At 71.3% G+C, this 21,911-nt stretch carries 23 protein-coding genes and 2 tRNA genes; 8 read left to right on the top strand and 17 right to left on the bottom strand.

Features of this window, described 5'->3' with window-relative positions:
* Positions 1-134 precede the first annotated feature (134 nt).
* Positions 135-2,132, top strand: coding sequence for a Stk1 family PASTA domain-containing Ser/Thr kinase (pknB, locus tag AB0L33_RS01110; RefSeq protein ID WP_365676987.1), 1,998 nt, complete (start codon positions 135-137; stop codon positions 2,130-2,132).
* 73 nt (positions 2,133-2,205) lie between these two features.
* Here the strand turns inward: pknB and AB0L33_RS01105 are convergent, their stop codons facing one another.
* The 5 genes from AB0L33_RS01105 to AB0L33_RS01085 form a co-directional block, all read right to left on the bottom strand.
* The gene (locus tag AB0L33_RS01105) at positions 2,206-2,934 is read right to left on the bottom strand and encodes a class E sortase (RefSeq protein ID WP_365676986.1); all 729 of its coding nucleotides are present in this window, start codon (positions 2,932-2,934) and stop codon (positions 2,206-2,208) included.
* A 33-nt stretch (positions 2,935-2,967) separates the two neighbouring features.
* The gene (locus AB0L33_RS01100) at positions 2,968-4,287 is read right to left on the bottom strand and encodes a class E sortase (protein ID WP_365676985.1); all 1,320 of its coding nucleotides are present in this window, start codon (positions 4,285-4,287) and stop codon (positions 2,968-2,970) included.
* Complete coding sequence (locus AB0L33_RS01095) at positions 4,284-4,922, bottom strand: aminodeoxychorismate/anthranilate synthase component II (protein ID WP_365676983.1); 639 nt, start codon at positions 4,920-4,922, stop codon at positions 4,284-4,286. The genes AB0L33_RS01100 and AB0L33_RS01095 overlap by 4 nt, the downstream gene beginning before the upstream one ends.
* Positions 4,919-5,104, bottom strand: coding sequence for a hypothetical protein (locus AB0L33_RS01090; protein WP_365676982.1), 186 nt, complete (start codon positions 5,102-5,104; stop codon positions 4,919-4,921). The genes AB0L33_RS01095 and AB0L33_RS01090 overlap by 4 nt, the downstream gene beginning before the upstream one ends.
* Positions 5,105-5,198: 94 nt before the next feature.
* Positions 5,199-5,966 (bottom strand): DUF881 domain-containing protein, encoded by a 768-nt coding sequence (locus AB0L33_RS01085; RefSeq protein ID WP_365676981.1) that lies wholly within the window; start codon positions 5,964-5,966, stop codon positions 5,199-5,201.
* A 141-nt stretch (positions 5,967-6,107) separates the two neighbouring features.
* Here AB0L33_RS01085 and crgA point away from each other — a divergent pair, with 141 nt between their 5' ends.
* Positions 6,108-6,362: a cell division protein CrgA gene (gene crgA / locus AB0L33_RS01080; RefSeq protein ID WP_164399257.1), complete on the top strand. Its 255-nt coding sequence runs from the start codon at positions 6,108-6,110 to the stop codon at positions 6,360-6,362.
* A gap of 307 nt (positions 6,363-6,669) precedes the next feature.
* Here crgA and AB0L33_RS01075 read toward each other — a convergent pair whose 3' ends face one another.
* On the bottom strand, positions 6,670-7,569 hold the full coding sequence (locus AB0L33_RS01075) for a rhomboid family intramembrane serine protease (RefSeq protein WP_365677374.1): 900 nt from the start codon (positions 7,567-7,569) through the stop codon (positions 6,670-6,672).
* Positions 7,570-7,723: 154 nt separating this feature from the next.
* The gene (locus tag AB0L33_RS01070; protein WP_365676980.1) at positions 7,724-8,251 is read right to left on the bottom strand and encodes a peptidylprolyl isomerase; all 528 of its coding nucleotides are present in this window, start codon (positions 8,249-8,251) and stop codon (positions 7,724-7,726) included.
* Positions 8,252-8,586: 335 nt separating this feature from the next.
* Here AB0L33_RS01070 and AB0L33_RS01065 point away from each other — a divergent pair, with 335 nt between their 5' ends.
* Positions 8,587-9,318, top strand: a complete 732-nt coding sequence (locus AB0L33_RS01065) for a DUF5324 family protein (RefSeq protein WP_365676979.1) — start codon at positions 8,587-8,589, stop codon at positions 9,316-9,318.
* 163 nt (positions 9,319-9,481) lie between these two features.
* Positions 9,482-10,198, top strand: a complete 717-nt coding sequence (locus AB0L33_RS01060; protein WP_365676978.1) for a response regulator transcription factor — start codon at positions 9,482-9,484, stop codon at positions 10,196-10,198.
* On the opposite strand, the gene AB0L33_RS01055 is transcribed toward AB0L33_RS01060, so the two are convergent.
* From AB0L33_RS01055 to AB0L33_RS01030, 6 genes are all read right to left on the bottom strand, one after another.
* Positions 10,147-11,817, bottom strand: coding sequence for an ATP-binding protein (locus AB0L33_RS01055; RefSeq protein WP_365676977.1), 1,671 nt, complete (start codon positions 11,815-11,817; stop codon positions 10,147-10,149). The two genes, AB0L33_RS01060 and AB0L33_RS01055, sit on opposite strands and share 52 nt — an antisense overlap.
* 14 nt (positions 11,818-11,831) lie before the next feature.
* The gene (locus AB0L33_RS01050) at positions 11,832-13,118 is read right to left on the bottom strand and encodes an ABC transporter permease (RefSeq protein WP_365676976.1); all 1,287 of its coding nucleotides are present in this window, start codon (positions 13,116-13,118) and stop codon (positions 11,832-11,834) included.
* Positions 13,115-13,846, bottom strand: a complete 732-nt coding sequence (locus tag AB0L33_RS01045) for an ABC transporter ATP-binding protein (protein ID WP_365676974.1) — start codon at positions 13,844-13,846, stop codon at positions 13,115-13,117. Before AB0L33_RS01045 ends, AB0L33_RS01050 begins: the two co-directional genes overlap by 4 nt.
* Positions 13,843-15,006, bottom strand: a complete 1,164-nt coding sequence (locus tag AB0L33_RS01040; protein ID WP_365676973.1) for a peptidoglycan-binding domain-containing protein — start codon at positions 15,004-15,006, stop codon at positions 13,843-13,845. Before AB0L33_RS01040 ends, AB0L33_RS01045 begins: the two co-directional genes overlap by 4 nt.
* A 3-nt stretch (positions 15,007-15,009) precedes the next feature.
* On the bottom strand, positions 15,010-15,540 hold the full coding sequence (locus AB0L33_RS01035; protein ID WP_365676971.1) for a hypothetical protein: 531 nt from the start codon (positions 15,538-15,540) through the stop codon (positions 15,010-15,012).
* 219 nt (positions 15,541-15,759) lie between these two features.
* Positions 15,760-15,832, bottom strand: a tRNA-Ala gene (locus AB0L33_RS01030).
* Positions 15,833-16,000: 168 nt separating this feature from the next.
* Between AB0L33_RS01030 and AB0L33_RS01025 the strand changes: the two genes are divergently transcribed.
* Both AB0L33_RS01025 and AB0L33_RS01020 read left to right on the top strand, forming a co-directional pair.
* Positions 16,001-16,549 (top strand): helix-turn-helix transcriptional regulator, encoded by a 549-nt coding sequence (locus tag AB0L33_RS01025; protein WP_365676970.1) that lies wholly within the window; start codon positions 16,001-16,003, stop codon positions 16,547-16,549.
* 57 nt (positions 16,550-16,606) lie between these two features.
* Positions 16,607-17,974, top strand: a complete 1,368-nt coding sequence (locus tag AB0L33_RS01020; protein WP_365676969.1) for a protein kinase — start codon at positions 16,607-16,609, stop codon at positions 17,972-17,974.
* Positions 17,975-17,992: 18 nt separating this feature from the next.
* On the opposite strand, the gene AB0L33_RS01015 is transcribed toward AB0L33_RS01020, so the two are convergent.
* Complete coding sequence (locus tag AB0L33_RS01015; protein ID WP_365676968.1) at positions 17,993-19,345, bottom strand: hypothetical protein; 1,353 nt, start codon at positions 19,343-19,345, stop codon at positions 17,993-17,995.
* Between the two features lie 348 nt (positions 19,346-19,693).
* On the bottom strand, positions 19,694-19,828 hold the full coding sequence (locus AB0L33_RS01010; protein ID WP_003958712.1) for a DLW-39 family protein: 135 nt from the start codon (positions 19,826-19,828) through the stop codon (positions 19,694-19,696).
* Between the two features lie 296 nt (positions 19,829-20,124).
* Between AB0L33_RS01010 and AB0L33_RS01005 the strand changes: the two genes are divergently transcribed.
* Both AB0L33_RS01005 and AB0L33_RS01000 read left to right on the top strand, forming a co-directional pair.
* Positions 20,125-20,508, top strand: a complete 384-nt coding sequence (locus AB0L33_RS01005; RefSeq protein WP_365676967.1) for a DUF6344 domain-containing protein — start codon at positions 20,125-20,127, stop codon at positions 20,506-20,508.
* Between the two features lie 174 nt (positions 20,509-20,682).
* Positions 20,683-21,006, top strand: coding sequence for a hypothetical protein (locus tag AB0L33_RS01000; protein WP_365676966.1), 324 nt, complete (start codon positions 20,683-20,685; stop codon positions 21,004-21,006).
* A 68-nt stretch (positions 21,007-21,074) separates the two neighbouring features.
* Here the strand turns inward: AB0L33_RS01000 and AB0L33_RS00995 are convergent.
* Together AB0L33_RS00995 and AB0L33_RS00990 are read right to left on the bottom strand one after the other, a co-directional pair.
* Positions 21,075-21,151: transfer RNA gene (locus AB0L33_RS00995), tRNA-Ile, on the bottom strand.
* A 76-nt stretch (positions 21,152-21,227) separates the two neighbouring features.
* Complete coding sequence (locus AB0L33_RS00990) at positions 21,228-21,827, bottom strand: DUF3566 domain-containing protein (RefSeq protein ID WP_365676965.1); 600 nt, start codon at positions 21,825-21,827, stop codon at positions 21,228-21,230.
* Positions 21,828-21,911: the final 84 nt, after the last annotated feature.

The raw sequence follows: 21,911 nt of genomic DNA, 5'->3' as shown, positions 1-21,911 counted from the left end.
CGGATACCGGTCGGATATCAGGTATTGCCTGCGGGCCGATCAGCTGATGCGCGGCCGGTAGCGTATGCGCGAACAGCACACCGCCGGACCGCACACCGGTGCGGTCAGGACTGACGGAGAGGGCTGGAACAGTTATGGAAGAGCCGCGTCGCCTAGGCGGCCGGTACGAGCTGGGCTCGGTGCTCGGCCGTGGTGGCATGGCCGAGGTCTACCTCGCCCACGACACCCGGCTCGGACGCACCGTCGCCGTGAAGACGCTCCGGGCGGACCTCGCCCGCGACCCGTCCTTCCAGGCCCGGTTCCGCCGTGAGGCCCAGTCCGCCGCCTCGCTCAACCATCCGGCGATCGTCGCGGTGTACGACACCGGCGAGGACTACGTCGACGGGGTCTCCATCCCGTACATCGTCATGGAGTACGTCGACGGCTCGACGCTCCGCGAGCTGCTGCACTCCGGGCGCAGGCTGCTGCCCGAGCGGACGCTCGAAATGACGGTGGGCATCCTCCAGGCTCTGGAGTACTCGCACCGCGCGGGCATCGTCCACCGGGACATCAAGCCGGCCAACGTCATGCTGACCCGGACCGGCCAGGTCAAGGTCATGGACTTCGGTATCGCCCGCGCCATGGGCGACTCCGGGATGACGATGACCCAGACCGCCGCCGTCATCGGCACCGCCCAGTACCTCTCCCCGGAGCAGGCCAAGGGCGAGCAGGTCGACGCGCGCTCGGACCTCTACTCGACCGGCTGCCTGCTCTACGAGCTGCTGACCGTCCGGCCGCCGTTCGTCGGCGACTCCCCGGTGGCGGTCGCTTACCAGCACGTACGGGAAGAGCCGCAGCCGCCGAGCAACTTCGACCCCGAGATCACGCCCGCGATGGACGCGATCGTGCTGAAGGCCCTCACCAAGGACCCCGACTACCGCTATCAGTCGGCCGACGAGATGCGCGCGGACATCGAGGCGTGCCTCGACGGCCAGCCGGTCGCCGCGACCGCCGCGATGGGTGCGGCGGGTTACGGCGGCGGCTACCCCGGCGGCTACGACAACGACCAGCCCACCACCGCCCTGCGCGCCGCCGACCAGAGCGGCGAGCGCACGTCGATGCTGCCGCCGGTCAACCCGGACGACGGCGGCTACGGCTACGACGACCGCCCCGACCGCCGCAGGCAGAAGAAGAACCACACCTCGACGATCCTCCTGGTCGTCGCGGGCATCCTGGTGCTGATCGGCGCGATCCTCATCGGCAAGGCGGTCTTCCCCGGCGACGGTGGCGACGACGGTGCGTTCGACGTGCCCCAGATGGTCGGCAGCACGGTCGAGGACGCTCAGAAACTGGCCGACAACACGAACATCATTCTCAAGGTCGGCCCGAAGGAAGAGTGCAAGGACCAGCCCAAGGGCAAGATCTGCCGCCAGACACCGGAGGACGGGCAGATGAAGGAGCAGGAGACCGTCACGGTCTTCGTCTCCAGCGGCCCGCCGAAGGTCGAGGTGCCGGACGTCACCGAGAAGTCCGAGGACAACGCCCGCGAGCTTCTTGAAAAGCGGGGCTTCACCGTCAACGTCACCTCGGTCGAGTCCGACCAGGCCGAACCGGGCACCGTCCTGGAGCAGTCCCCGAAGGGTGGCGAGAAGGCCGAGGAGAACTCCGAGGTCACGCTCAAGGTCGCCACGGAGAAGCTGCTCACCGTGCCCAACGTCTCCACCCGCTCGTACGACGACGCGGTGGCCCAGCTGAAGGGTCTCGGCTTCACCAACATCGGCAGGTCCGACGAGGATTCCGACAAGCCGGCGAACGAGGTGATCGGCCAGAACCCCGAGCCGAACACGAAGGCCGGCAAGGACACCTCGATCATCCTCAAGGTCTCCAAGGGCCCGGCCGAGCCCGAGCAGGTGAACGTCCCGGGTGACATCGTCGGCAAGACGTACCAGGACGCGAAGGCGCAGCTGGAGGCCATGGGCCTGGTCGTCGCACTCGGTCCCGGTTCCGTGGACAAGCCGGACGCCAAGGTGGTCCTGAGCACCCCGATGCCCAACCAGCCGGTGAACAAGGGCGGCACGGTCACCCTGAACACCGTCGAGGGCGGTGGCGGCGGCAACATCTTCGGCGGTCCGAACGGCGGACAGGGTCACTGACCCGTACCGCCCGGCACGAACAGAGGGCCCCGGTCACCGCGATGGTGACCGGGGCCCTCTGCCGTAAGGCCTCTCAGCGCAGCTCGACCGGCTTCGTGCGGTCGCGGTCGACCTTCTCCGTACGCACCAGCTCGCCCCACACGACGTAGCGGTACTTGGACGTGTAGACCGGGGTGCAGGTCGTGAGCGTGATGTAGCGGCCCGCCTTCTTCGCTCCCGAGCCCTTCGGGACCGGGCCCAGCACGTCGACGTTGTACTTGGACGTCTCCGGCAGCTCGCTGAAGACCTTGTAGACGTACCAGGTGTCCTTCGTCTCGAAGACGATCGCGTCCCCGGTGCGCACCTTGTCGATGTTGTGGAACTTCGCGCCGTGGCCGTCCCGGTGGGCGGCGAGCGAGAAGTTGCCCTCCTTGGCGGAGGGGAGCGCGGATTTCACCGGATCGGTGTAGTAGCCGGCGACCCCGTCGTTGAGGATGTCGGTGTCGGTGCCCTTCTTGACGAGCACCTCGCCGTTCCGCATCGACGGGACGTGGAGGAAGCCGATGCCGTCCTTGGTGTCCAGCGCGCCGGGGCCGTCGGCCCACTTGTCGCGGACGGTGTGGCCCTGCTTGGTGGCCTCGCGGTCGGCGAGCACGTTCGTCCACCACAGCGAGTAGACGACGAAGAGACCGAGCACCAGACCTGCGGTGATGAGCAGTTCACCGAAGACGCTGACCGCGGTCGCGATGGGATGGCGGCCGCCCTTCCGCCCGGGCGGCGCGGGCTCCTCGGTCCGCTCCTGGTCCTCGGTCGTCGCTGTCATCGCACCGCCCTGTCGTCATGGCGTGGGGCCCGTTCAGTCCGCGAGCACGTCGGGCATCCCCTTGCTGCGCGGCCGTTCGTCGACCATCTTGCCCCAGACGATCAAACGGTACGTACTCGTGAATTCCGGCGTACACGTCGTCAAGGTGATGTACCGGCCGGGCTCGGTGAACCCGGACCGCTCCGGCACCGGCGCGATCACGGAGACGTTGGAGGGCGAGGTCTGCGGCAGCACGCTCGTCATCTCGTAGGTGTAGTACGCCTCCCGGGTCTCGACCACGATCGGGTCGCCGGGCTTCAGGCGGTTGATGTAGCGGAACGGTTCGCCGTGGGTGTTCCGGTGGCCGGCCAGCGCGAAGTTGCCCTGCTTGTCGGAGGGCATCGCCGTTTTCAAGGGCTTCTCGCTGTAATGGCCGACCATGCCCCGGTCGAGGACCTTCTCCTTGCTGGTGCCCTCGGCGATCGGCGTGACGACGTCCAGCTTGGGGATGTGGAGGATCGCGAAGCCCTGCCCCGGCTCGAACGCCTCCTGTTTCACGGGGGTGTTCTCGTGCTTGGCCCAGTCGTCCTGGATCTTGTGGGTCTCCCGGCCGGCGAGCCGGTCGGCACGCACATTCGTCCACCACAGCTGGTAGGTGACGAACAGCAGCATCAGGACGCCCAGGGTGATGAAGAGTTCGCCGATGCCCCGGCTGATGACGATCGCGGGGCTGTCCTTGGCGGCCTTGGCCGCGCGGCGCGCCTCCATGCGCGTCATGGGCTTCGCCGGGGCGCCGTCCGTCGCGGTGCCGGGCGGGCAAGGCGGCGGCCCGGAGCGCCGCCTGCCACGGCCCTTCGCGGCACGCCTGCGCTCGGCGCGGCCACCGGTGGGCGGTGGCGTGGCCTCGTCCGGTACGCCTCCGGCCTCGCCGCCGGACCCGGCGGGCGACTCGGGTTCCGGCTCCGGACGGGGCGCCGGCACGGCCGGGTCGCCCACGTCCACCCGCCCGAGGACCGCGGTGGCCGACTCCACGGCGTCGTCGGCCGGGGGCAGCGGAGGGGCCGCGGGGCCCGGCACGTACGGGGCGGACGCGGGCGGCGATGCCCCCGGGGAGGGCTGTACGGGCTCCTGGTGGCCGTACCAGTCCCGTTGGTACCCGTGAGGGTCGTACCACTCCTGCGGGGCCTGCTGGGCGCCCTGTGGCTCGTAGGGCGCCTGCTGCTGCGGGGCCGGGGGCTCCGGACCCGGCAGCGGGTCGTTCAAGGGGTCCGCCAGCCGGTGGACCGCCGCCTCGAAGGCACCCGGGTCCTCGTACGCCCGCGGATCGTGCGGGTCGTCCTGCCCGGCCCCGGCTCCGTGGCGGGGTGGGGTCACGCGGCGGCCTTGCCCACCACCGGAGCGAGCCCCGCCGACCTCTCGACGGCTCCGGTGTCCCCGCAGCGGACCAGCCAGTTGGCCAGCATCAGGTGGCCGTGCTCGGTGAGCACCGACTCCGGGTGGAACTGCACGCCCTCGACGGCCAGCTCGCGGTGGCGGAGGCCCATGATGATGCCGTCGGCCGTTCGCGCGGTGACCTCCAGCTCGTCGGGCACCGTGTCCGGTTCGGCGGCGAGCGAGTGGTAGCGGGTCGCGGTGAACGGCGAGGGCAGTCCGGCGAACACGCCCGCGCCCTCGTGGAGCACCGGCGAGGTCTTGCCGTGCAGCAGCTCGGGGGCGCGGCCGACGACGCCGCCGTACGCCACCGCCATGGACTGCATGCCCAGGCAGACCCCGAAGACCGGGACGCCGGTCGCCGCGCAGTGGCGCACCATGTCGACGCAGACGCCCGCGTGCTCCGGGGTGCCGGGGCCGGGGGAGAGCAGGACGCCGTCGAAGCCGTCCTGCGCGTGGGCCGTGGTCACCTCGTCGTTGCGCAGCACCTCGCACTCGGCGCCGAGCTGGTAGAGGTACTGGACGAGGTTGAAGACGAAGCTGTCGTAGTTGTCCACGACCAGGATGCGGGCGCTCATCGGGCGGCCCCCGTCGGCGCGCTCGCTCCGTCGACCGTCACGTCGCCGAACGGGAGCAGCGGCTCCGCCCACGGGAAGACGTACTGGAACAGCACATAGACGACCGCCAGGGCGAGCGCGAGCGAAATGAACGCGCGCACCCACACGTTGCCCGGCAGATGCCGCCAGATCCAGCTGTACATCCAGACCCTCCATTCGGTACCGGGTCCAGACTAAAGGGCCCGGGGCCCGGCGTGGGATGCCTGTGGAAAGCTGTGCGGCGCCCGTCGCCGTCTGCTACTTCACCGGCTCCGCGTAGTGCAGGTCCACCGCGCCCGAGTAGCCGGGGAGGGTCGCCCTCTCCTGCTCGTCCACCTGCCAGCCGAGCCCGTAGGCCTTCACGTACAGCAGGTAGTTCTGGATGGCCGGCGAGGCGTCCAGCGCCCGTCGCAGCGCACCGGTGTCGCCGACCGCGGTGATCTTGTACGGCGGTGAGTAGACCCGGCCCTGGAGGATCAGGGTGTTGCCGACGCAGCGCACGGCGCTGGTGGAGATCAGCCGCTGGTCCATGACCTTGACGCCCTTGGCGCCGCCCTGCCACAGGGCGTTGACGACCGCCTGGAGGTCCTGCTGGTGGATGACCAGGTCGTTGGGCTGCGGGTCGGGGTAGCCGGGGCTGGCGGTGGCGTTGGGCGGGGCGTCGTTGAGCGTGACGGAGACGGCCGGGCCGGACAGCTCGGTGGTGCCCGCGGTCCGCTCCAGGGCCTTGAGCCTGGCGGCCTCCGCCTTGGTGCTGCCGTTGTCCCGCTGCGCGAGGCTGTCGATGTCCTCGCGCACGGAGGCGGCGGACTCCTCCAGGGCCGCGTTCTTCTCGCTGCGCTGCTGGATGAGGTCGGAAAGCTTCAGCAGTGAGGCGTCGGTGCGGATATTGGTGCCCTTCGCCGTATTCGCGCTGGTCACGAAGATGAGTCCGGCAAGGGCGAAAACGGCAGCCGTGAGCACTCTGGCCGGGTGCCGGAAGGGGCGGCGGACCGGTCCGGGGGGAGAGTCGGCAGAATTGCTCAACGTACCCTTATCTCCTTCGGTGCCACGGAAGGACTACGCTAACGGACGCCCCGGGGAGGCCACATTCCCCCTCGCGCCCAGCCCCGGCGCCAGCCACAGTTCCCTGCGCGGTCACGCAGCGCATCGACAGGAGAGTTCCTCGTGCCGAAGTCACGGATCCGCAAGAAGGCCGACTTCACGCCGCCCCCGGCGAAGCAGGCGACCAACATAAAGCTGACCAGCCGTAGCTGGGTGGCGCCCGTGATGCTGGCGCTCTTCCTGATCGGGCTGGCCTGGATCGTCGTTTTCTACGTGACCGACGGCGATCTGCCGGTGGACTCGCTGGGGAACTGGAACATCGTCGTCGGCTTCGGTTTCATCGCCGGTGGCTTCGGCGTCTCCACACAGTGGAAGTAGCCCGCGCGACCCCCTAGAACCACACACCGGCCCTGCTGCGCAACCCCTGCCCTGAGTTACCCACAGCGTTATCCACAGGTGGGGGAAAAGGTCAGACGATCTGTGGATAACTCTCAGGCCGTTGACGCCGGTGCGACTGCAGCCGCCTCCGCCCCGAGGCGGGACGCCCCTTGTCCCTACTGGAAAAACCCAGCTCAGGGACAAGGGGCACAGTTGTGCCCGCGATATGCACAAGATCCGGATCACGCTGTGGAACCCTGTGGACAACTTCGGTCACAAATGGTCCACAACCGCCTGGGGGCACGGGCTAGGTCAGCGCGGCCGTTCTCGTCATCACGATCACGACGACGGCCGCCAGCACCAGGGCGCAGGTCCCGAACTGCACCAGATCGCGCCGCTCACGCGGGGCGTGCACCATGCCGATCCCGATCAGCACTCCGGCGATCAGCCCTCCGACATGTGCCTGCCAGGCGATTCCGCCCCAGGGGTTGAAGGTGATGATCAGGTTGAGCACGAAGATCGCGATGACCGGACGCATGTCGTAGTTCAGCCGGCGCATCAGTACGGCCGTGGCGCCCAGCAGACCGTAGATGGCTCCCGAGGCTCCCAGCGACGGCTGGTTCGGCTCCGCGAGCCAGTACGTCAGGGCGCCGCCCGCCAGGCCGGAGAGCAGATAGAGGGCCAGGAAGCGGACGCGGCCCAGCTTCGCCTCCAGCGGACCGCCCAGCCACCACAGACCCAGCATGTTGAAGGCGATGTGCCACACCTCCTGGTGCAGGAACATCGACGTCACCAGCCGGTACCACTGGCCTTCTGCGACGCCCTCGGGCGGCCCGCCGAAGTAGAAGTTGGCGCGGCCGAGCAGCATCAGGCGGTCGACCAGCGATTCGTCGGCCAGGACCGCGACGAACACGGCGACGTTGATCCCCAACAGGATCTTGGTGATCAGCCTGGGGTCCGCCGCGACGACGCCCCCGGCCAGCGTGCGCGGCCGGGCGGCGGACGCCCCGTGCCCCGTACCGGACCCCGAGCGGACGCAGTCCGGGCACTGGAAGCCGACCGACGCGTCGACCATGCAGTCCGGGCAGATGGGCCGGTCGCAGCGGACGCACCGGACCGCCGTCTCCCGGTCCGGGTGGCGGTAGCAGTGGGCCGGCCCCCCGACGGGCGGGGGCGGTCCGGCCGCGCCCGGCGGCTGCTGGTCCATCGGTCCCATGGCTTAACGGTCCCCTCGGTCCTCGTCGTCGCACGGTGCGCACGACACCGCCCCGCGCATCCGTTCTGCCAAGAGATACGGACGGGCGGGGCGGTTGGTTCCCGAACGCGAAGTCGGAGAGTGAGCTCCCGGACGCGGAGGGCGATCAGCGCGTCTCGATGGCGACCGACTCGATGACGACGTCCTGCACCGGACGGTCGGTACGCGCGTTGGTCGCGGTGGCCGCGATGGCGTCCACCACCTGACGGCTCTTCGCGTCCTCGACCTCACCGAAGATCGTGTGCTTGCCGGTCAGCCAGGCCGTCGGCGAGACGGTGATGAAGAACTGCGAGCCGTTGGTGCCCGGTCCGGCGTTGGCCATGGCCAGCAGATAGGGCTTGTTGAACGCGAGGTCGGGGTGGAACTCGTCCTTGAACTCGTACCCCGGACCGCCGGTGCCGTTCCCCAGCGGGTCACCGCCCTGAATCATGAAACCGCTGATGACGCGGTGGAAGACGGTGCCGTCGTACAACCGGGCCCGGGTCGCCTGGCCCGTTGTCGGATCGGTCCACTCGCGCTCCCCCTGGGCGAGCTCGACGAAGTTCTTGACCGTCTTCGGCGCGTGGTTCGGCAGGAGCCGGATCTCGATGTCGCCCTTGTTGGTCTTCAAGGTGGCGTAAAGCTGCTCGGCCACGATCTGCCTTCCGTGAGTCTGCACATGTGCTCCGCGCGACTGCGCCGCGCGTCGGACCGGCCCGCTGGCCGGGCCGGTCCGACGCTCCGATCCTTGCACGGGCCGCCCCCACGGCGTCCGAGGCGAAAGCCGGTGGCCTCCGCGCCGCCGCGGCACGGACGATGCGGCCATGTGCGTGACGAACCGGCGCGATACCGGACGAACCGTGGCATGGTCGTCGGAAGTACCGCATGACCCGGATGCCCGCCCCACGTGCCGCACAGGGCCCCCGCAGGCATGATCTCGAATTGGGTGGAAAGGCGGAGTACCTACCCGCCACCAAGGAGGAGGATCCCGTGACCCGCATCGACAGCGTGCGTGCCGCAACCGACTCGGCGAGGGACAGCGTGCAGCACGCCGCGGAAGTGGTGGCGCCCTACGCCGACTCGGCCAAGGACCAGGCCGTTCACTATGCGCATGAGGCCCGCACGCTGCTCGCACCGAAGGTGTCGAAGGCAGCCAAGCAGGCCCGTGTGCAGTACGGAGCGCACGTCGCCCCACGCATCGAGCTCGCCCGCACACACGTGCCCCCCAAGGTGGACGAGGTCGCCCAGCGCGCCGCGCTCCGCACCCGCCAGGCCGCCCGCAGCGCCGCGGACTACACCGTCCCGCGCATCGAGAGCGCCCGGGCCGCCGCCCAGCCGGTGGCCGAGGAGGCCGCCGCCCGCAGCGCCGCCGCGGTGGCCGCCCTGCGCGGCCAGGTCACGGCGAAGCAGATCCGCAAGCTGGCCCGGAAGCACGAACGGCGGGCCAGGGCGGGCAAGGCGTTCAAGGGCCTGGCCATCACCGGCGTCCTGGCAGCCGCCGGCTACGCGGTGTGGCGCTGGTGGGACAAGCAGGCCAACCCCGAGTGGCTGGTGGAGCCGCCCGCCCCCACCGAGGTCGACGACCGCGCGCCGCTGTCCTCCGTCGACGGCAGCCCGCACGCCTCGACGCTCCTGGACCCCGAGGTCGAGGCCAAGCAGGCCGACGCCGAGGCGGCCGGTGAGGACGGCCCGGACACCACGGGTCCGGACGACCGCGCCTGACCCGAACACCCGCACGACGGCACGCACGCCAGGACGGGCGCCGGAGGACCGCGAGGTCTCCCGGCGCCCGTCCGCGTACCCGGAACCCTCGCTCCGTACCGGCTTCGCACGGTCGTTCTGTACTACCGTTCGGGAGGCGGCAGGAGGCCGTGGAGGGGGGAACGTGAGCGCTCGCATTCTGGTCGCAGAGGACGACGCGAAGCAGTCCCGTCTGATCCGGATCTATCTCGAAAGAGAAGGACACGCGGTCCACGTGGTCGCGGACGGACGGGCGGCGCTGGAACGGGCGCGTTCGGCCAGACCGGACCTCATCGTCCTCGACGTGATGCTCCCCCTGGTCGACGGCCTCGACGTGTGCCGCATCCTGCGCATCGAGTCCGATGTGCCGATCCTGCTGCTCACCGCCCGGGTGGCCGAGGAGGACATGCTCCTCGGCCTCGACCTCGGCGCCGACGACTACCTCACCAAGCCGTACAGCCCGCGTGAGCTGACCGCCCGGGTGCGGGCGCTGCTGCGCCGCTCGGGAAGGCCCGGCGGGGGCGGCGGACCCGCGGTGCTGCGGGTCGGCGAGGTGGAGCTCGACACCGCGCGGTTCGAGGTCCGGGTCGCGGGCCGGCCGGTGGAGCTGACCGCGAAGGAGTTCGCGATCCTGGAGACACTCGCGCGGGAGCCGGGCCGGGTCTTCACCCGTGCCCAGATCATCGAGCGCGTCTTCGGCTTCGACCGGGACGTGCTGGAGAGAACCGTCGACGCCCATGTGATGAACATGCGACGGAAGCTGGGGACGGGCCCGGACGGCAGTCATGTGGAGACGGTGTACGGGAGGGGCTACCGGCTCGCGGACGGCCCCGTCCCGGCATCACCCCCCGCCGGGGGCTGACCGTCCCGTGCCCGGGGAAGGGCGACCGCGAACGTCGTCCCCTCCCCGACCGCGCTGCGCACCTCGATGGTGCCCCCCTGGTCGGCGACGATCTGTCGGGCGATCGAAAGTCCCAGTCCACTGCCTCCGGTGGCCCGGCCCCGTGAGACATCCGCCCGCCAGAAGCGGTCGAAGAGCCGCGGCAGGTCCTCGGCCGCTATCCCCGTGCCCGTGTCGCGTACCTCCAGGACGGCCCGGTCGCCGTCCCCGAGCAGGGCCAGGGTCACGCTTCCCCCCGTGGCGGTGGCGCGCAGCGCGTTGCTGATGAGGTTGCCGACGACCTGGCGCAGCCGGTCCGGGTCAACCCGTGCGTACACCGGACGCGGCGCCTCCAGGGTCAGCACGAGGCCGGCGGCTCCGGCCTGGGGGAGGTGGGCGCGGTGGCTCGTCTCCAGGAGTTCGCGGAGATCGACGTCCCTGGGGTGGTAGGCCAGCGCGCCCGCCTCGGCCAGCGCGAGGTCCCGCAGATCGTCCACGATCCGCTGCTGCAACAGCGCCTCCTCGTGGAGGGATTCGAGGAGTTCGGGGGTCGGTTCGAGGACCCCGTCGCGCAGTGCCTCCAGATAACCCCGCAGATTGGCCAGCGGGGTGCGCAGCTCGTGCGCGATGTCGCTGGTGAGGCGGCGCTGGTGCTCCTCGCTCGCCTGGAGCGAGTCGGCCATGCGGTTGAAGGCCCCGCCGAGCTGCGCGATCTCGTCCCGGCCGGACACGGGCACCCGCCGCCCGAGGTCGCCTTCGCCCAGCCCCTTGGCGGCGAGCGTCAGGGCGCGTACGGGACGCAGGACCGCCCTGCTCAGCAGCAGCCCGCCCAGGATGACCGCGAGCGCCACGCCCGCCGCGACGGCCGCAGTGGGCGCGACGGCCAGGGCGGGCGGCGACTCGTCCCGGAAGCCGAGCCCTACTTCGAGGCGCGGCGGGGCCACCGAGGCGACGCGGTCGTTGAAGACCCGCTGCAAACAGTCGGAGAACCGTTTCTCGGCCTCGCAGGGCCGCAGCGCGTCGAGGTCCCGGGGGGTCAGCGAGTCGTACGCCTCCGTGGGCTCCGGGCACCGGGCGGGCCTGTGCTCCGCGCGCACCGTCGGCACACCGAAGGCACCCGTCCCGGTGACGGTCTCCGCCCCGGCGCGGGTCAGGCAGACCGCGTCGGCGGCGTACGAACGGTAGGCGGCGATGGCGGACGCGGTCTGCTTCATGGAGGCCCGCCTCACCTGTCCCGCGGCGAGCCGCAGCGTGGGGCGCGCGTCGACCAGGACCGGCGGCCGGACGCTCACCGTGCGCGGTGGGCGTCCGGCCAGGATGTCGGAGTCGGCGAGCAGCACGTCGGCCTCCGTGACCACCCGGATGCGCTGCCCGGTGTCCTTCGCGAGCGCGGTGACCGTCGGCGCGAGCCCGTCCCAGGTGGCGTGCGCCAGCCCGTACGCGCGCAGCTCCCCGGCGATCCGGGAGGTCTCCTGCTGCCCGGCCGTGACGGTCTCGCGCACCTGGCGGTTGGCCTGACGCAGGGTCAGCCAGGCGGTGGCCACCGTGGCGGTCATCGCGATCAGCATCAGCAGGCCGAGGGCCCTGATCCGGAAGCTCACCCTGTCCCCTCCCGTTATGTGCCGGCCAGTGCCTGGGTGGGCGCCAGCCTGCTGGCCCGTACCGCCGGATACAGCCCGGCGGCCGCACCGATGAGCAGGGTCGATCCGATTCCCGCCGCGCTCGCCCAAGCGGGCACGACCGTAGGCCAGTCGCGGCTGAGGGCGTACCCCGAGGTGATCAGCGTCCCCAGGACCGTTCCGGCGAGTCCGCCGATGAGCGACAGGAGCAGTGACTCCATCACGAACTGCGTGCGGATCTGTGCCCGGGTCGCGCCGAGCGCGCGGCGCAGCCCTATTTCCGTACGCCGTTCCAGTACGGAGATCACCATGGTGTTCCCGACGCCGACCCCGCCGACCAGGAGGGCGACCCCGCCGAGGCCGAGCAGCAGCCCGGTCAGCGCGGATTCGGTGGCCTCGCGGGCGGCGAGCGCGTCCGAGGGCCGCGAGATGCGCACCTCGCCGGGTTTCTCGGGGTACGCCGTGGCCGGGAGCACCTCCCTGACCGCGGTGACCCGGCTGTCCTCCGCTCGTACGTAGACCGTGGACGGGTGGCCGTCGAAGCGGAGGTGGGTCCGCGCGGCCGGCCGGCCGACCAGGGCCGCGCTGTCGAGCTCCGGGGCGAGCGGCACCGGGTCGAGCACGCCGATCAGCGAGAACCACCGGCCGCCGATCCAGAGCCGGATGCCAGGCCGGTACACGTCCAGCCGCTGGGCGGCCGTCGCCCCGAGCACGACAGCCGGGTACTCCTCGGTGGCGGAGTCCAGCCAGCGGCCCTCGCGGAGGCGCCCGCCGACGGTCGGCAGCAGGCCGGTGTCCGCCGCCAGGACGCTCAGCGAACCGGTGTGCCCGATGGCGATGCGATCGTTGCGGTAGACGTGCGCGCCGGTGTCGCCGGTGGCGGCGACCTCCTGGACCGGCGGGATGCGGCGGATCATGGCCACGGACTCCTCCGGGAGTTCGGCCTTCTCGCCGGAGAGGGATTCGCCGGGGGCGACCCGCAGCAGATTCGTCCCCAGTGCGTCGAGCCTGCGGTCCACCTCGGCCTGGCCGGAGCCGGAGATGCCGACCACCGCGATCATGGCGGCGACCCCGATGGCGATCCCGAGGGCGGAGAGGAAGACGCGGAGGGGCCGGGTGCGGAGTCCGGTGGAGCCGAGCCGTACGACGTCGGCGGGGCGCAGGCGGGCGGGGCGCGGGCGGGACGGGCCTCGCTTTCGGTTGCGCGCCGGCCGGGGTGGGAGCGGCGAGGGCGCCCCGGCCTCTTCCCGGGCCGGCCCGGGGGTATGCGTGCGCTCGGTCATCGGGGTGCCCCGATCGTCGTGCCGCGCGCAACGTCACCGGTCAGCCGGCCGTCGCGCATGTCGAGGCGGCGGGGGAGCCGGGCCGCGATCTCCCGGTCATGGGTGATGACGACGACCGTGGTGCCCGCCGCGTGCAGCCCGTGCAGCAGGTCCAGCACGGCCGCCCCGGAGGCGGAGTCGAGGTTCCCGGTCGGCTCGTCGGCCAGGAGCACCGCGGGGTCGCCGACCACCGCGCGGGCGACCGCGACCCGCTGCCGCTCACCGCCGGAGAGCTGATGCGGAAGGTGGTGGACGCGGTGGCTGAGCCCCACCCGGGCGAGCGCGGCGGCTGCCCGGGCCCTGCGGCGGCGCAGCGGCACCCCCGCGTAGAGCAGGCCGTCCCCGACCGCGTCGAGCACCGGGACTCCGACCGCCAGGTGGAACTGCTGGAAGACGAAGCCGATCCGGGTGGCCCGGAGCGCCGAGACCTCCCGGTCGGACAGCTTCGCCACGTCGTGGCCGTCGATCAGGACGCGGCCGGAGGACGGCCGGTCCAGGCTGCCCATCAGATGCAGCATGCTCGACTTGCCGGAGCCCGAGGGGCCGACGACGGCGACCAGCTCCCCGCGTCCGATCCGCAGGCTGACGTCACGGACCGCGTGCACCCCGCCGGGATACGTCTTGGAGACGGCGTCGAATTCCACGACCGCCGAAGAGCCCGCACCGGACGCCGTGGATTCCCCGCTCACTCCGGAATCCTCACCTTCAGGCCCTCGCGGACTCCCGGTCCGCTCACCTCCACGTCCCCGTCCGCGAACAGCCCGGTCTTCACCGCGACGAAGGTGCCGTCCGTCTTCTCCAGGCCGTGGCCGCCCTCCGCGAGGGCGACCAGGGCGGCGACCGGGACGGTCAGCACGTTCTCGGCCCGCCGCCCCACGTACTCGACGGTCACGGGTCCGCTCTCCCATTTCCCCACGGCCTTCTGGTCCTCGATGGTGAGGGTCACCGGCACGGTCGCCGCCCGCTCGCCCGTGCCGCCGCTCCCCTCGGCCTCGTTCGCCTGCTTCCCTACGGACGCCACCCGCCCCTTCACGGGGGTCTCGTCGGGCAGCCGGATCGTGACGCCTGCGCCGCGCACGGCCCAGGAAGCTTCGGACGCGGAGGCGTTGACGACGACCTTGCGGGTCGTGCCGGTGTAGGTGAGCGCGCCCTCTCCGACGGCGGCGCCCAGCCGAACGCCGGGCCGGCCGATCCGTATCCGCCCGGCGGTGTAGATGACGTCCCCGACGCCGACCGTGCCGGTCTGGGGCAGGCCGAGCGACTTCTGCCAGCGCTCGACCGCCGCGGCGGTGCCCTCAGTGAACGTCTCGTCCACCGTGAAGCCCGTGTAGCCGAGGGCGGCGAGGTTCGTCTCGAACTGCATGACGTCCATGCCCCGTACGGGTTCCTGGGCGGCCGGGTGCGCGTCCTTGCCGGGCTCTTCCGACCCTTCCGCCGCGTCGGCCTCCGGAGCGGCCGGGGTCAGGGCGAGGTCGCGATACATCGGCAGCGCCCCGTAGAGCAGCACCGTCGGGCGGTCATCGACGCGCAGCAGCGTGTCCCCCCGCTCCGCGGTCGTGCCGGACGCGGGCAGCCAGGTCACCGTGCCCGTCGCCTTGACCGGCAGCGGGATCTCGGGACCGTATCCCAAGGCGCCGTCCACCGTGGTGCGCTCGGTCAGCGTCGCCCGGGTGACGGGGACGGTCGAACCGGCCCTGGGAGGGGCTTTCGGCCCCTCGTCCCGGCCGCCGCCGAACCCGAGGGCCCCGGTCACCGCGACCGCCGCCACGACGGCCACACCGGCGACGACGAGGAACGTCCGCCGTCCGCGAGGCACGCGCTCCTCGTCGAGGTCTGTCACCTTCTCCACCGCTCAGCCCTCGCCCGGCCCCGCGTGCTCAGGGACCCCGACGATCGGCCCGCAGATCCGGGCGGCCCGCTTCGCTCCGGCCGCGCTCTGGTCCCACTCGCCCTGGCCGAGGCCGTCGGGGCCGGGGTCGGGAAAGTCAGCCGCGCCGTTCTTCTGCATGCAGGCGGCGTACTCGCGCTTCACCTTGATCTGGGCGGCCGACAGCTTGGGCTGGTTGCCCTTCTCGATGCTCTCGGGCACGGCGGAGGCGTACTGCGCGCACTTCTCCTGGGCGGCCCTGTACTTCGGGTCCTGCTTCAGCGCACGCCGCTGGTCGCCCGCACCGAAGTCGATGGTGCCCTTCGCGTCGGGGTCCGGGGCGTCCACGCCGTGTTCCCGCAGGCACTTCACGTACGCGCGCTGCGCCTTCACGTACGCGGCCACGTCGTCCGTGTCCTTTCCCCCCTCGGCCGGGGCCGACCCCTTCTTCCCTCCGGCCGTCGGGACCTCCACGCCGCCGTCGCTTCCGCCGCAGCCGGCCAGTACGAAGGCCATGACCCCAGCTGCGACGGCCGGCCGTACCCGGTTCGTCCTCATCGTTCTCCCGCTCTCCCTGCCGGGCCCGGCCGCGGGCGCGGCGGGCAGGGCGAAGGTAGGAGCGGAACGATGAAGAACCTTTGAAGAACCTGTCCGACTGCGATGCGGTCCGGCGACGGCCCATGCAAAGAGGCTCCCTGATCTGCGTTTCCGCAGTTCAGGGAGCCTCTCGGGATGTGGAGCCTAGGAGATTCGAACTCCTGACATCTGCCTTGCAAAGGCAGCGCTCTACCAACTGAGCTAAGGCCCCGACAGCACGCAGCCCGAACACTTCGATGTTCCGGCCACCGCCGCAGAACAGACTACCGGCTCACCCCGGTGGTCCTGCAAGAAATCAGGGACTCCCCGTGTGCGACCACGCTCCGTAAGATGCTGGTCGAGGTTCGCAGCAGCGAAGCCGATGCGAAGGGGAGACGCAATGGATACAGCTCAGCAAGAGGCCACGGCCAGAGCCAGGGACCTCCAACGCAGTTGGTACGGGGAGCCGTTGGGCGCGCTCTTCCGTCGGCTGATCGATGACCTCGGTCTCAACCAGGCCCGCCTCGCCGCGGCTCTGGGACTGTCCGCTCCCATGCTTTCCCAGCTCATGAGCGGCCAGCGCGCGAAGATCGGCAACCCGGCTGTCGTCCAGCGCGTACAGGCCCTGCAGGAGCTGGCCGGCCAGGTCGCCGACGGCAGCGTCAGCGCCGCCGAGGCCACGGCCCGCATGGAGGAGATCAAGAAGTCGCAGGGCGGCTCGGTTCTCTCGGGCACCGGCCAGACCACGGCGAGCGGCGGGGCGCCCACCGTCCGACGGGTGGTCCGGGAGATCCAGTCGCTGCTGCGCTCGGTCGCGGCCGCCGGTGACATCATCGATGCGGCGGACTCCCTCGCCCCGACGCACCCGGAACTGGCAGAGTTCCTCCGGGTGTACGGAGCGGGGCGCACCGCGGAAGCGGTGGCGCACTACGAGAGCCACCAGAGCTAGGCCCCGCACGGTACGGGGGCACGGGCCGGAACATGAACGGGGAGCGGGCGCAGCGCCATGGGTGAGGTCTTCGCCGGACGGTACGAACTGGTCGATCCGATCGGACGCGGTGGGGTCGGCGCCGTGTGGCGCGCCTGGGACCACCGGCGCCGCCGCTATGTGGCGGCCAAGGTCCTCCAGCAGAGCGACGCGCACACGTTGCTCCGCTTCGTCCGTGAACAGGCGCTGCGCATCGAGCACCCCCACGTGCTGGCACCGGCCAGCTGGGCCGCCGACGACGACCAGGTCCTCTTCACCATGGACCTGGTCAGCGGCGGCTCGCTGGCCCATGTCATCGGCGACTACGGTCCGTTGCCCCCACGCTTCGTCTGCACCCTCCTCGACCAGTTGCTCTCCGGCCTCTCGACGGTGCACGCCGAAGGCGTCGTGCACCGGGACATCAAACCGGCCAACATCCTCATGGAGGCCACGGGCCGGGGCCGGCCGCATCTGCGGCTGTCGGACTTCGGCATCTCCATGCGCAAGGGCGAGCCGCGCCTCACCGAGACGAACTACGTGGTGGGGACGCTCGGTTACTTCGCGCCCGAGCAGATGATGGGCGCCGAACCGGACTTCCCGGCGGACCTCTTCGCGGTCGGCCTGGTGGCCCTCTATCTGCTCCAGGGCACCAAGCCCGACTCGCAGGCGCTCATCGAGCACTTCGCGGAGCACGGCACACCCAGTGCCCCGGACGGCGTCCCGGAGCCGTTGTGGCAGGTCATCGCGGGACTCCTGCAGCCGGACCCGCAGGACCGTTTCCGTACGGCCACGGGCGCGCGCAAGGCCCTGAACGCCGCCGTCGAGATGCTTCCCGAGCCCTCGGACACCGAGGAGCCGGTGGAGGTCTTCGACCAGATCGGCCCGCTTCCCGAGGGGTTCGGCCCGGACGGCCCCCTGCGGTCCGGCGGGACGGCGGCAGCGCACTCCCCCGGTCCTCGGACAACCGGTCAGCCGACCGCACCTCCGTCGCCCCAGGAAGCCCCGGTTCCCCAGGCGGCCGTCCCGCACCCGGGCGGGCAGCAGCCGCAGCCCTACCCCGCCGCGCCGGCTTCCATGTCAGAGACGGGCAGCTTCCACCTCCCGCCCCCGGGGCCCGCCGTTCCCGCACACCAAGCCCCGCAAACCGCCGCACCCGCGGGCCCGTACGGCTACCCGAACCCGGCCGGCTACCCCGCCGCCGACGCCGGCCCCGCACCGGCTCCGAGCCCGCAGGACCGGTCCTTCACCCACCCCTACACGGCCCCCCAGCAAGGCGCCGCCCCCATCCAGGCCCCCGCGTCGGCCCCCGGAACGCGTCCGGGACCGCCTCCGAAGGTGGCGGTCCCGGTCCTGCTGGTGGCGCTGATCTGCTTCGCCGTGGGCATCTGGGCGCTGACCCAGTCCTGAGCACGGGGCGGCCGCCCCCTACCAAGCCTGCGGCGGCCCTCCATACGGGTACTGCCCGCCCGCGGGCGCGGCCGGCGCGGCGGCCGTGCGGCGGCGCGCGATCAGGGTCCACGCACCCAGCCAGAGCACCAGCACGGTCCCGGCGCCGATTCCGGCCGCCGCGACCAGCTTCATCGTGCCGCGCTCGCTGCTGGCCTCGGCGGCCTGCGCGCCGCTCTGCCCCTTCCGTGCCGCGTCCTTGTCGCCCTGGGTCACGGAGAAGATCCCGGCATCGCCCTTGTACGGCGACTTCCCCGCCTCGCCCTTCACGCTGATCTTGAGGGTCAGCGCGATCGGCTTCTGTCCGTACGGCTTCGCGACGTCGGGGCTCAGCGAGACGGAGAGGTAGTACCAGCCCGCGAACCGCATTCCGCCGACGTCGTCACTGGAGTCGTACCGGTTCTCGTACGCCACCGGGGGCAGGGGGTCGAAGGGGACGGAAATCGGCTTTCCCGAATAGGACATGGGCGACACATCGGCAACGTGCCCCAGCGCGGGATTCTCCAGCGACACCGCCAGCGCACTGCTGACGTACGCGCTCTTCTCCGAAGTGCTGTTGCTCAGCTCGGCCGTGGCGAACAGCTGCTGTCCCCAGTCCACCGGCACCCGGTAGAAGAGGCTCTGCCCGGGCTCGATCCGGTCCTTCCACTCACCGGTCTCCAGGCTCGTGGCGTCGTAGTAACCGGAGCCACCGCGCCGGGTGTTGTCCGTGGCGGCGGCGGGCGGCGGCGGGGAAGCGGACGGCCAGGACGTCGGGGCGGTGGTCGCCTCGGCCGAGGGCTTCGCGAGCTGCGGCTCGGAGGCGTACCGCAGTTCCAGGTCCCACTCTCCCTGGTCGGAGGTCTCCTTGCTCTCCCGCTCGATCAGCGCGTAGTACGTGCCGGCGTCCTGGCAGGATCCGTCCTTCTCGATCCGCCGCGAGGCGTACGCGGCGATGGGGCGTGGATACTGCGCGGACCCGAACACGGCGTCCTGCGAACTGCATTCGTCGTCCGAGCTGTCCCGGATGCTGACCGTGATCCCGTCCCCGTACGCCACCTTGCCGCCGCTCTTCGGCACGACGACGGCGGAGACATAGGCATTCGTCTTGGCGTCCAGGTCCAGCCGGTAGTACAGCTTCTGCCCGCTCCGGATGGCGCTCTTGTAGACGCCGCCCGGGTTCAGCTTCGTCGCCTCGGCGCTGATGTCCGCGCCGACGGCCGACTCGGCGTCCGGATCGAAGGTGTACGCGCCGGGGGCGCCGGCCGCGTACACCTGTCCCGGCAGCGCCGCCACCGCGAACACCGCCGCCACCACCGCGAGCGCCCCCCGCGTCCTGCTGCGCCGCCTCATCACGCGCTCCCCCTCGTCATTCGTACGGCTGCCCCTCGGCGGCCGCGTGCAAATACGAACACGGCCGGAATCGCGGCCATGGCGGCAGCCCCCGCGCCCGCGGCCGCAACGACCGCCCATCCTGCCCCTCCCGCACCGTCACTGTCTGCGGCAGCGGCCGAATCGCCCCGTTTGCCCGCCGCGGTGACGGCCTGCCCTCCTGTGCGCCCCGACTGAACAGCCAGCATCTTTGCTTGCGCAAGCTATTGATTCACTTGAGCGAATTCAAGAGCACAGCCGTCACGGTCCCGCAACAGCACGAAGCCCCGGCCGCGTCAGCGACCGGGGCCCGTACCAGGCTGTTCCGTCTCAGACACCCGAACCTGCGGGCACGGAGTCGGTCGCCTCCGTCCACAGATCCTGCTCGGCGCGATCCGCCTGGATCTGGCGGTACACGAGGAGCCCGCCGATGGCGGCCAGTGCGACCAGGAGAAGCTTCTTCACCGCGCGACCTCGTCCTTCGTTGGCGTAGGGGACTTCTGCCGCCCGACTATACACACCGGCCGATATCGACCGGTGACCTCCCCGCAACCCAATTGGCGCCTGCCGACGTGCGGCCGGGACCCCTCTGTGCGTGCCCCCTCGGAAGCTCCCGCGGAAGGCCCGAGCGGGCCGGTTGAACCATACGAGTGGTGTTCATCTGAAGATCGGCGCATGCGCGGCGTCGATCCACGAAATCGCGGGCCGGATCCACATCATCGGAAAGGTAAGCAAACCGGACCACCCGAAAGTGAGGGGCCATGAGCACCGTCTCGGCCAAGAACATCTGGACCGCCCTCGTCACCGCGTTCTTCGCACTCCTCGCGGCCCTGGGCTTCGCGAGCTCCACGGCCACCGCCGCGCAGGCCACGGCCACGAACACGAACACGGAGCCGGCGGCCACCGCCCCCGAGCACACGCCCGCCGCCCGCGCAACCGCGACCGGACCTTCGGTGCGATGGACCCTTCCGCGTGACCGGGCGCTCCCGCCCACGATGAAGCAGCGCATCCGGGCCGAGGCCCACGGCTCCTCACCCGCCACCCGGCACCTGTCCGCGGACACCAGGAACACCGTGAACACCACGGGCTCCGCCCGCACCGCGCACGGCACTCCGGCGCAGGACGCCTCGCTCCTCCCACCGTGACAGCGCCGCGGCACCTGATCCCCTGAGCCCCCGGGCCGGTTCATACCGGACGGGGGCTTTCCCGTGCGCCCGGGCGTTCACACATGCCGGTTGAGTACGTGTACTCACGCCCGCAGCGCGGTCCGCAACGAGCATGGGGAACACCACAGCACCACGACTCCCGGGGGGAATCCCATGCACGTTCGCGCCCTGCTCCGCCTGACCTTCGCCAACCCCGCCTCCGCCGTCTACCTCGGGGTCGTCGGCGCTTCCATCCTGTTCGAGGCGGCCGTCGCGATCTTCGGGGAGCCCGGCTTCGTCGGGGTCTGGCCGTTCCTGCTCACCGCCCCGGCCTCCCTGCTGTTCGCCATGGTGGGCGCGGAGGCCGGGGGCCCCAGTGCGCTCTCGTACTGGTTCCTGGCCGGCGGGGTCGTCGTCAGCGCCCTGATCCAGGCGTTCGTCCTGGGCGCCCTCACGGAGACGCTGCGCGGCCGTCTGCGGCGTACCGCCACGAGATGACGCCGCATCCGGGACGCCGTCCCGGCAACGCCGAAGGCCCCCACCGTTTCCGGTGGGGGCCTTCGTGCTGGTGGGGCTAACAGGATTTGAACCTGTGGCCTCATCCTTATCAGGGATGCGCTCTAACCAACTGAGCTATAGCCCCGCCGCGCTTTTCCGTCGCGCTGACTTCTGAAGATTAGCGCACGTCGGGGCCAGTCCCAAAATCGATACCCGCCGGGCTACTCGTCCTCCGCCAGCGTGAGCTCGACACCGCCCACGAAGCCCGCCGACAGGTTGTAGATGAAGGCGCCCAGGGTGGCCAGCGCGGTGGCCAGGACCACGTCGATCACCGCGATGACCGAGGTGAAGATCAGGACCCTGGGCAGCGACAGGAACGCCTGGAGGTCGAAGCCGTTGCCCTCGTTGGAACCGGTCGCCTCGCTGATGGTGCCGCCCACGGTGGAGAAGACGCCCATCGCGTCCATCACCATCCACAGGACCGCCGACGCCATCACCGTGCAGATGCCGAGCGCGATGGACAGCAGGAAGCTGACCTTCATGACCGACCACGGATCGGCCTTGGACACCCGCAGACGCGCCTTGCGGGTACGCGGAGTGGTCCGCGCCCCCGTCCGCGGCTTGCGGGCCGTCTGGGCCGGTCCCACGCCCTGCTGGGCGCCGTAGGGCCGCCCGCCGCCCTGCGGCCCGCCCGGAGGCGAGGGGTAGGCCTGCGGCGGGTGGTACGGGCCCGCCTGGCCAGGTGCGGGTTCCCGCTCGCCGGGCAGCGGCCCGGTCGCGTAACCCTCGTACTGGGGCTGAGGGCCCCGCGTATCCGTCACAGTGCCCCCTTGGGAGTCCGTGGCGGGGCCACGGGCACCGTTACCTCCGGCTCCGGAAGCGGCCGAACCGGCGCCCGTGGCTCC

Origin of the sequence: Streptomyces sp. NPDC052299 (assembly GCF_040679335.1) — a bacterium.
GTDB lineage: Bacteria > Actinomycetota > Actinomycetes > Streptomycetales > Streptomycetaceae > Streptomyces.
Note: the sequence above shows the minus strand (reverse complement) of the source record. Positions and strands in the feature narration are given on the sequence as shown.

Excerpts from the sequence above, each read along its gene's own strand:
- AB0L33_RS01020 (WP_365676969.1), top strand. The coding sequence starts at position 16,607 with ATGGGTGAGGTCTTCGCCGGACGGTACGAACTGGTCGATCCGATCGGA.
- AB0L33_RS01075 (WP_365677374.1), bottom strand. The coding sequence starts at position 7,569 with ATGGACCAGCAGCCGCCGGGCGCGGCCGGACCGCCCCCGCCCGTCGGG.
- AB0L33_RS01025 (WP_365676970.1), top strand. The coding sequence starts at position 16,001 with ATGGATACAGCTCAGCAAGAGGCCACGGCCAGAGCCAGGGACCTCCAA.
- AB0L33_RS01035 (WP_365676971.1), bottom strand. The coding sequence starts at position 15,540 with ATGGCCTTCGTACTGGCCGGCTGCGGCGGAAGCGACGGCGGCGTGGAG.
- AB0L33_RS01090 (WP_365676982.1), bottom strand. The coding sequence starts at position 5,104 with ATGTACAGCTGGATCTGGCGGCATCTGCCGGGCAACGTGTGGGTGCGC.
- AB0L33_RS01105 (WP_365676986.1), bottom strand. The coding sequence starts at position 2,934 with ATGACAGCGACGACCGAGGACCAGGAGCGGACCGAGGAGCCCGCGCCG.
- AB0L33_RS01000 (WP_365676966.1), top strand. The coding sequence starts at position 20,683 with ATGCACGTTCGCGCCCTGCTCCGCCTGACCTTCGCCAACCCCGCCTCC.
- AB0L33_RS01005 (WP_365676967.1), top strand. The coding sequence starts at position 20,125 with ATGAGCACCGTCTCGGCCAAGAACATCTGGACCGCCCTCGTCACCGCG.
- pknB (WP_365676987.1), top strand. The coding sequence starts at position 135 with ATGGAAGAGCCGCGTCGCCTAGGCGGCCGGTACGAGCTGGGCTCGGTG.
- AB0L33_RS01015 (WP_365676968.1), bottom strand. The coding sequence starts at position 19,345 with ATGAGGCGGCGCAGCAGGACGCGGGGGGCGCTCGCGGTGGTGGCGGCG.
- AB0L33_RS01050 (WP_365676976.1), bottom strand. The coding sequence starts at position 13,118 with ATGACCGAGCGCACGCATACCCCCGGGCCGGCCCGGGAAGAGGCCGGG.
- AB0L33_RS01095 (WP_365676983.1), bottom strand. The coding sequence starts at position 4,922 with ATGAGCGCCCGCATCCTGGTCGTGGACAACTACGACAGCTTCGTCTTC.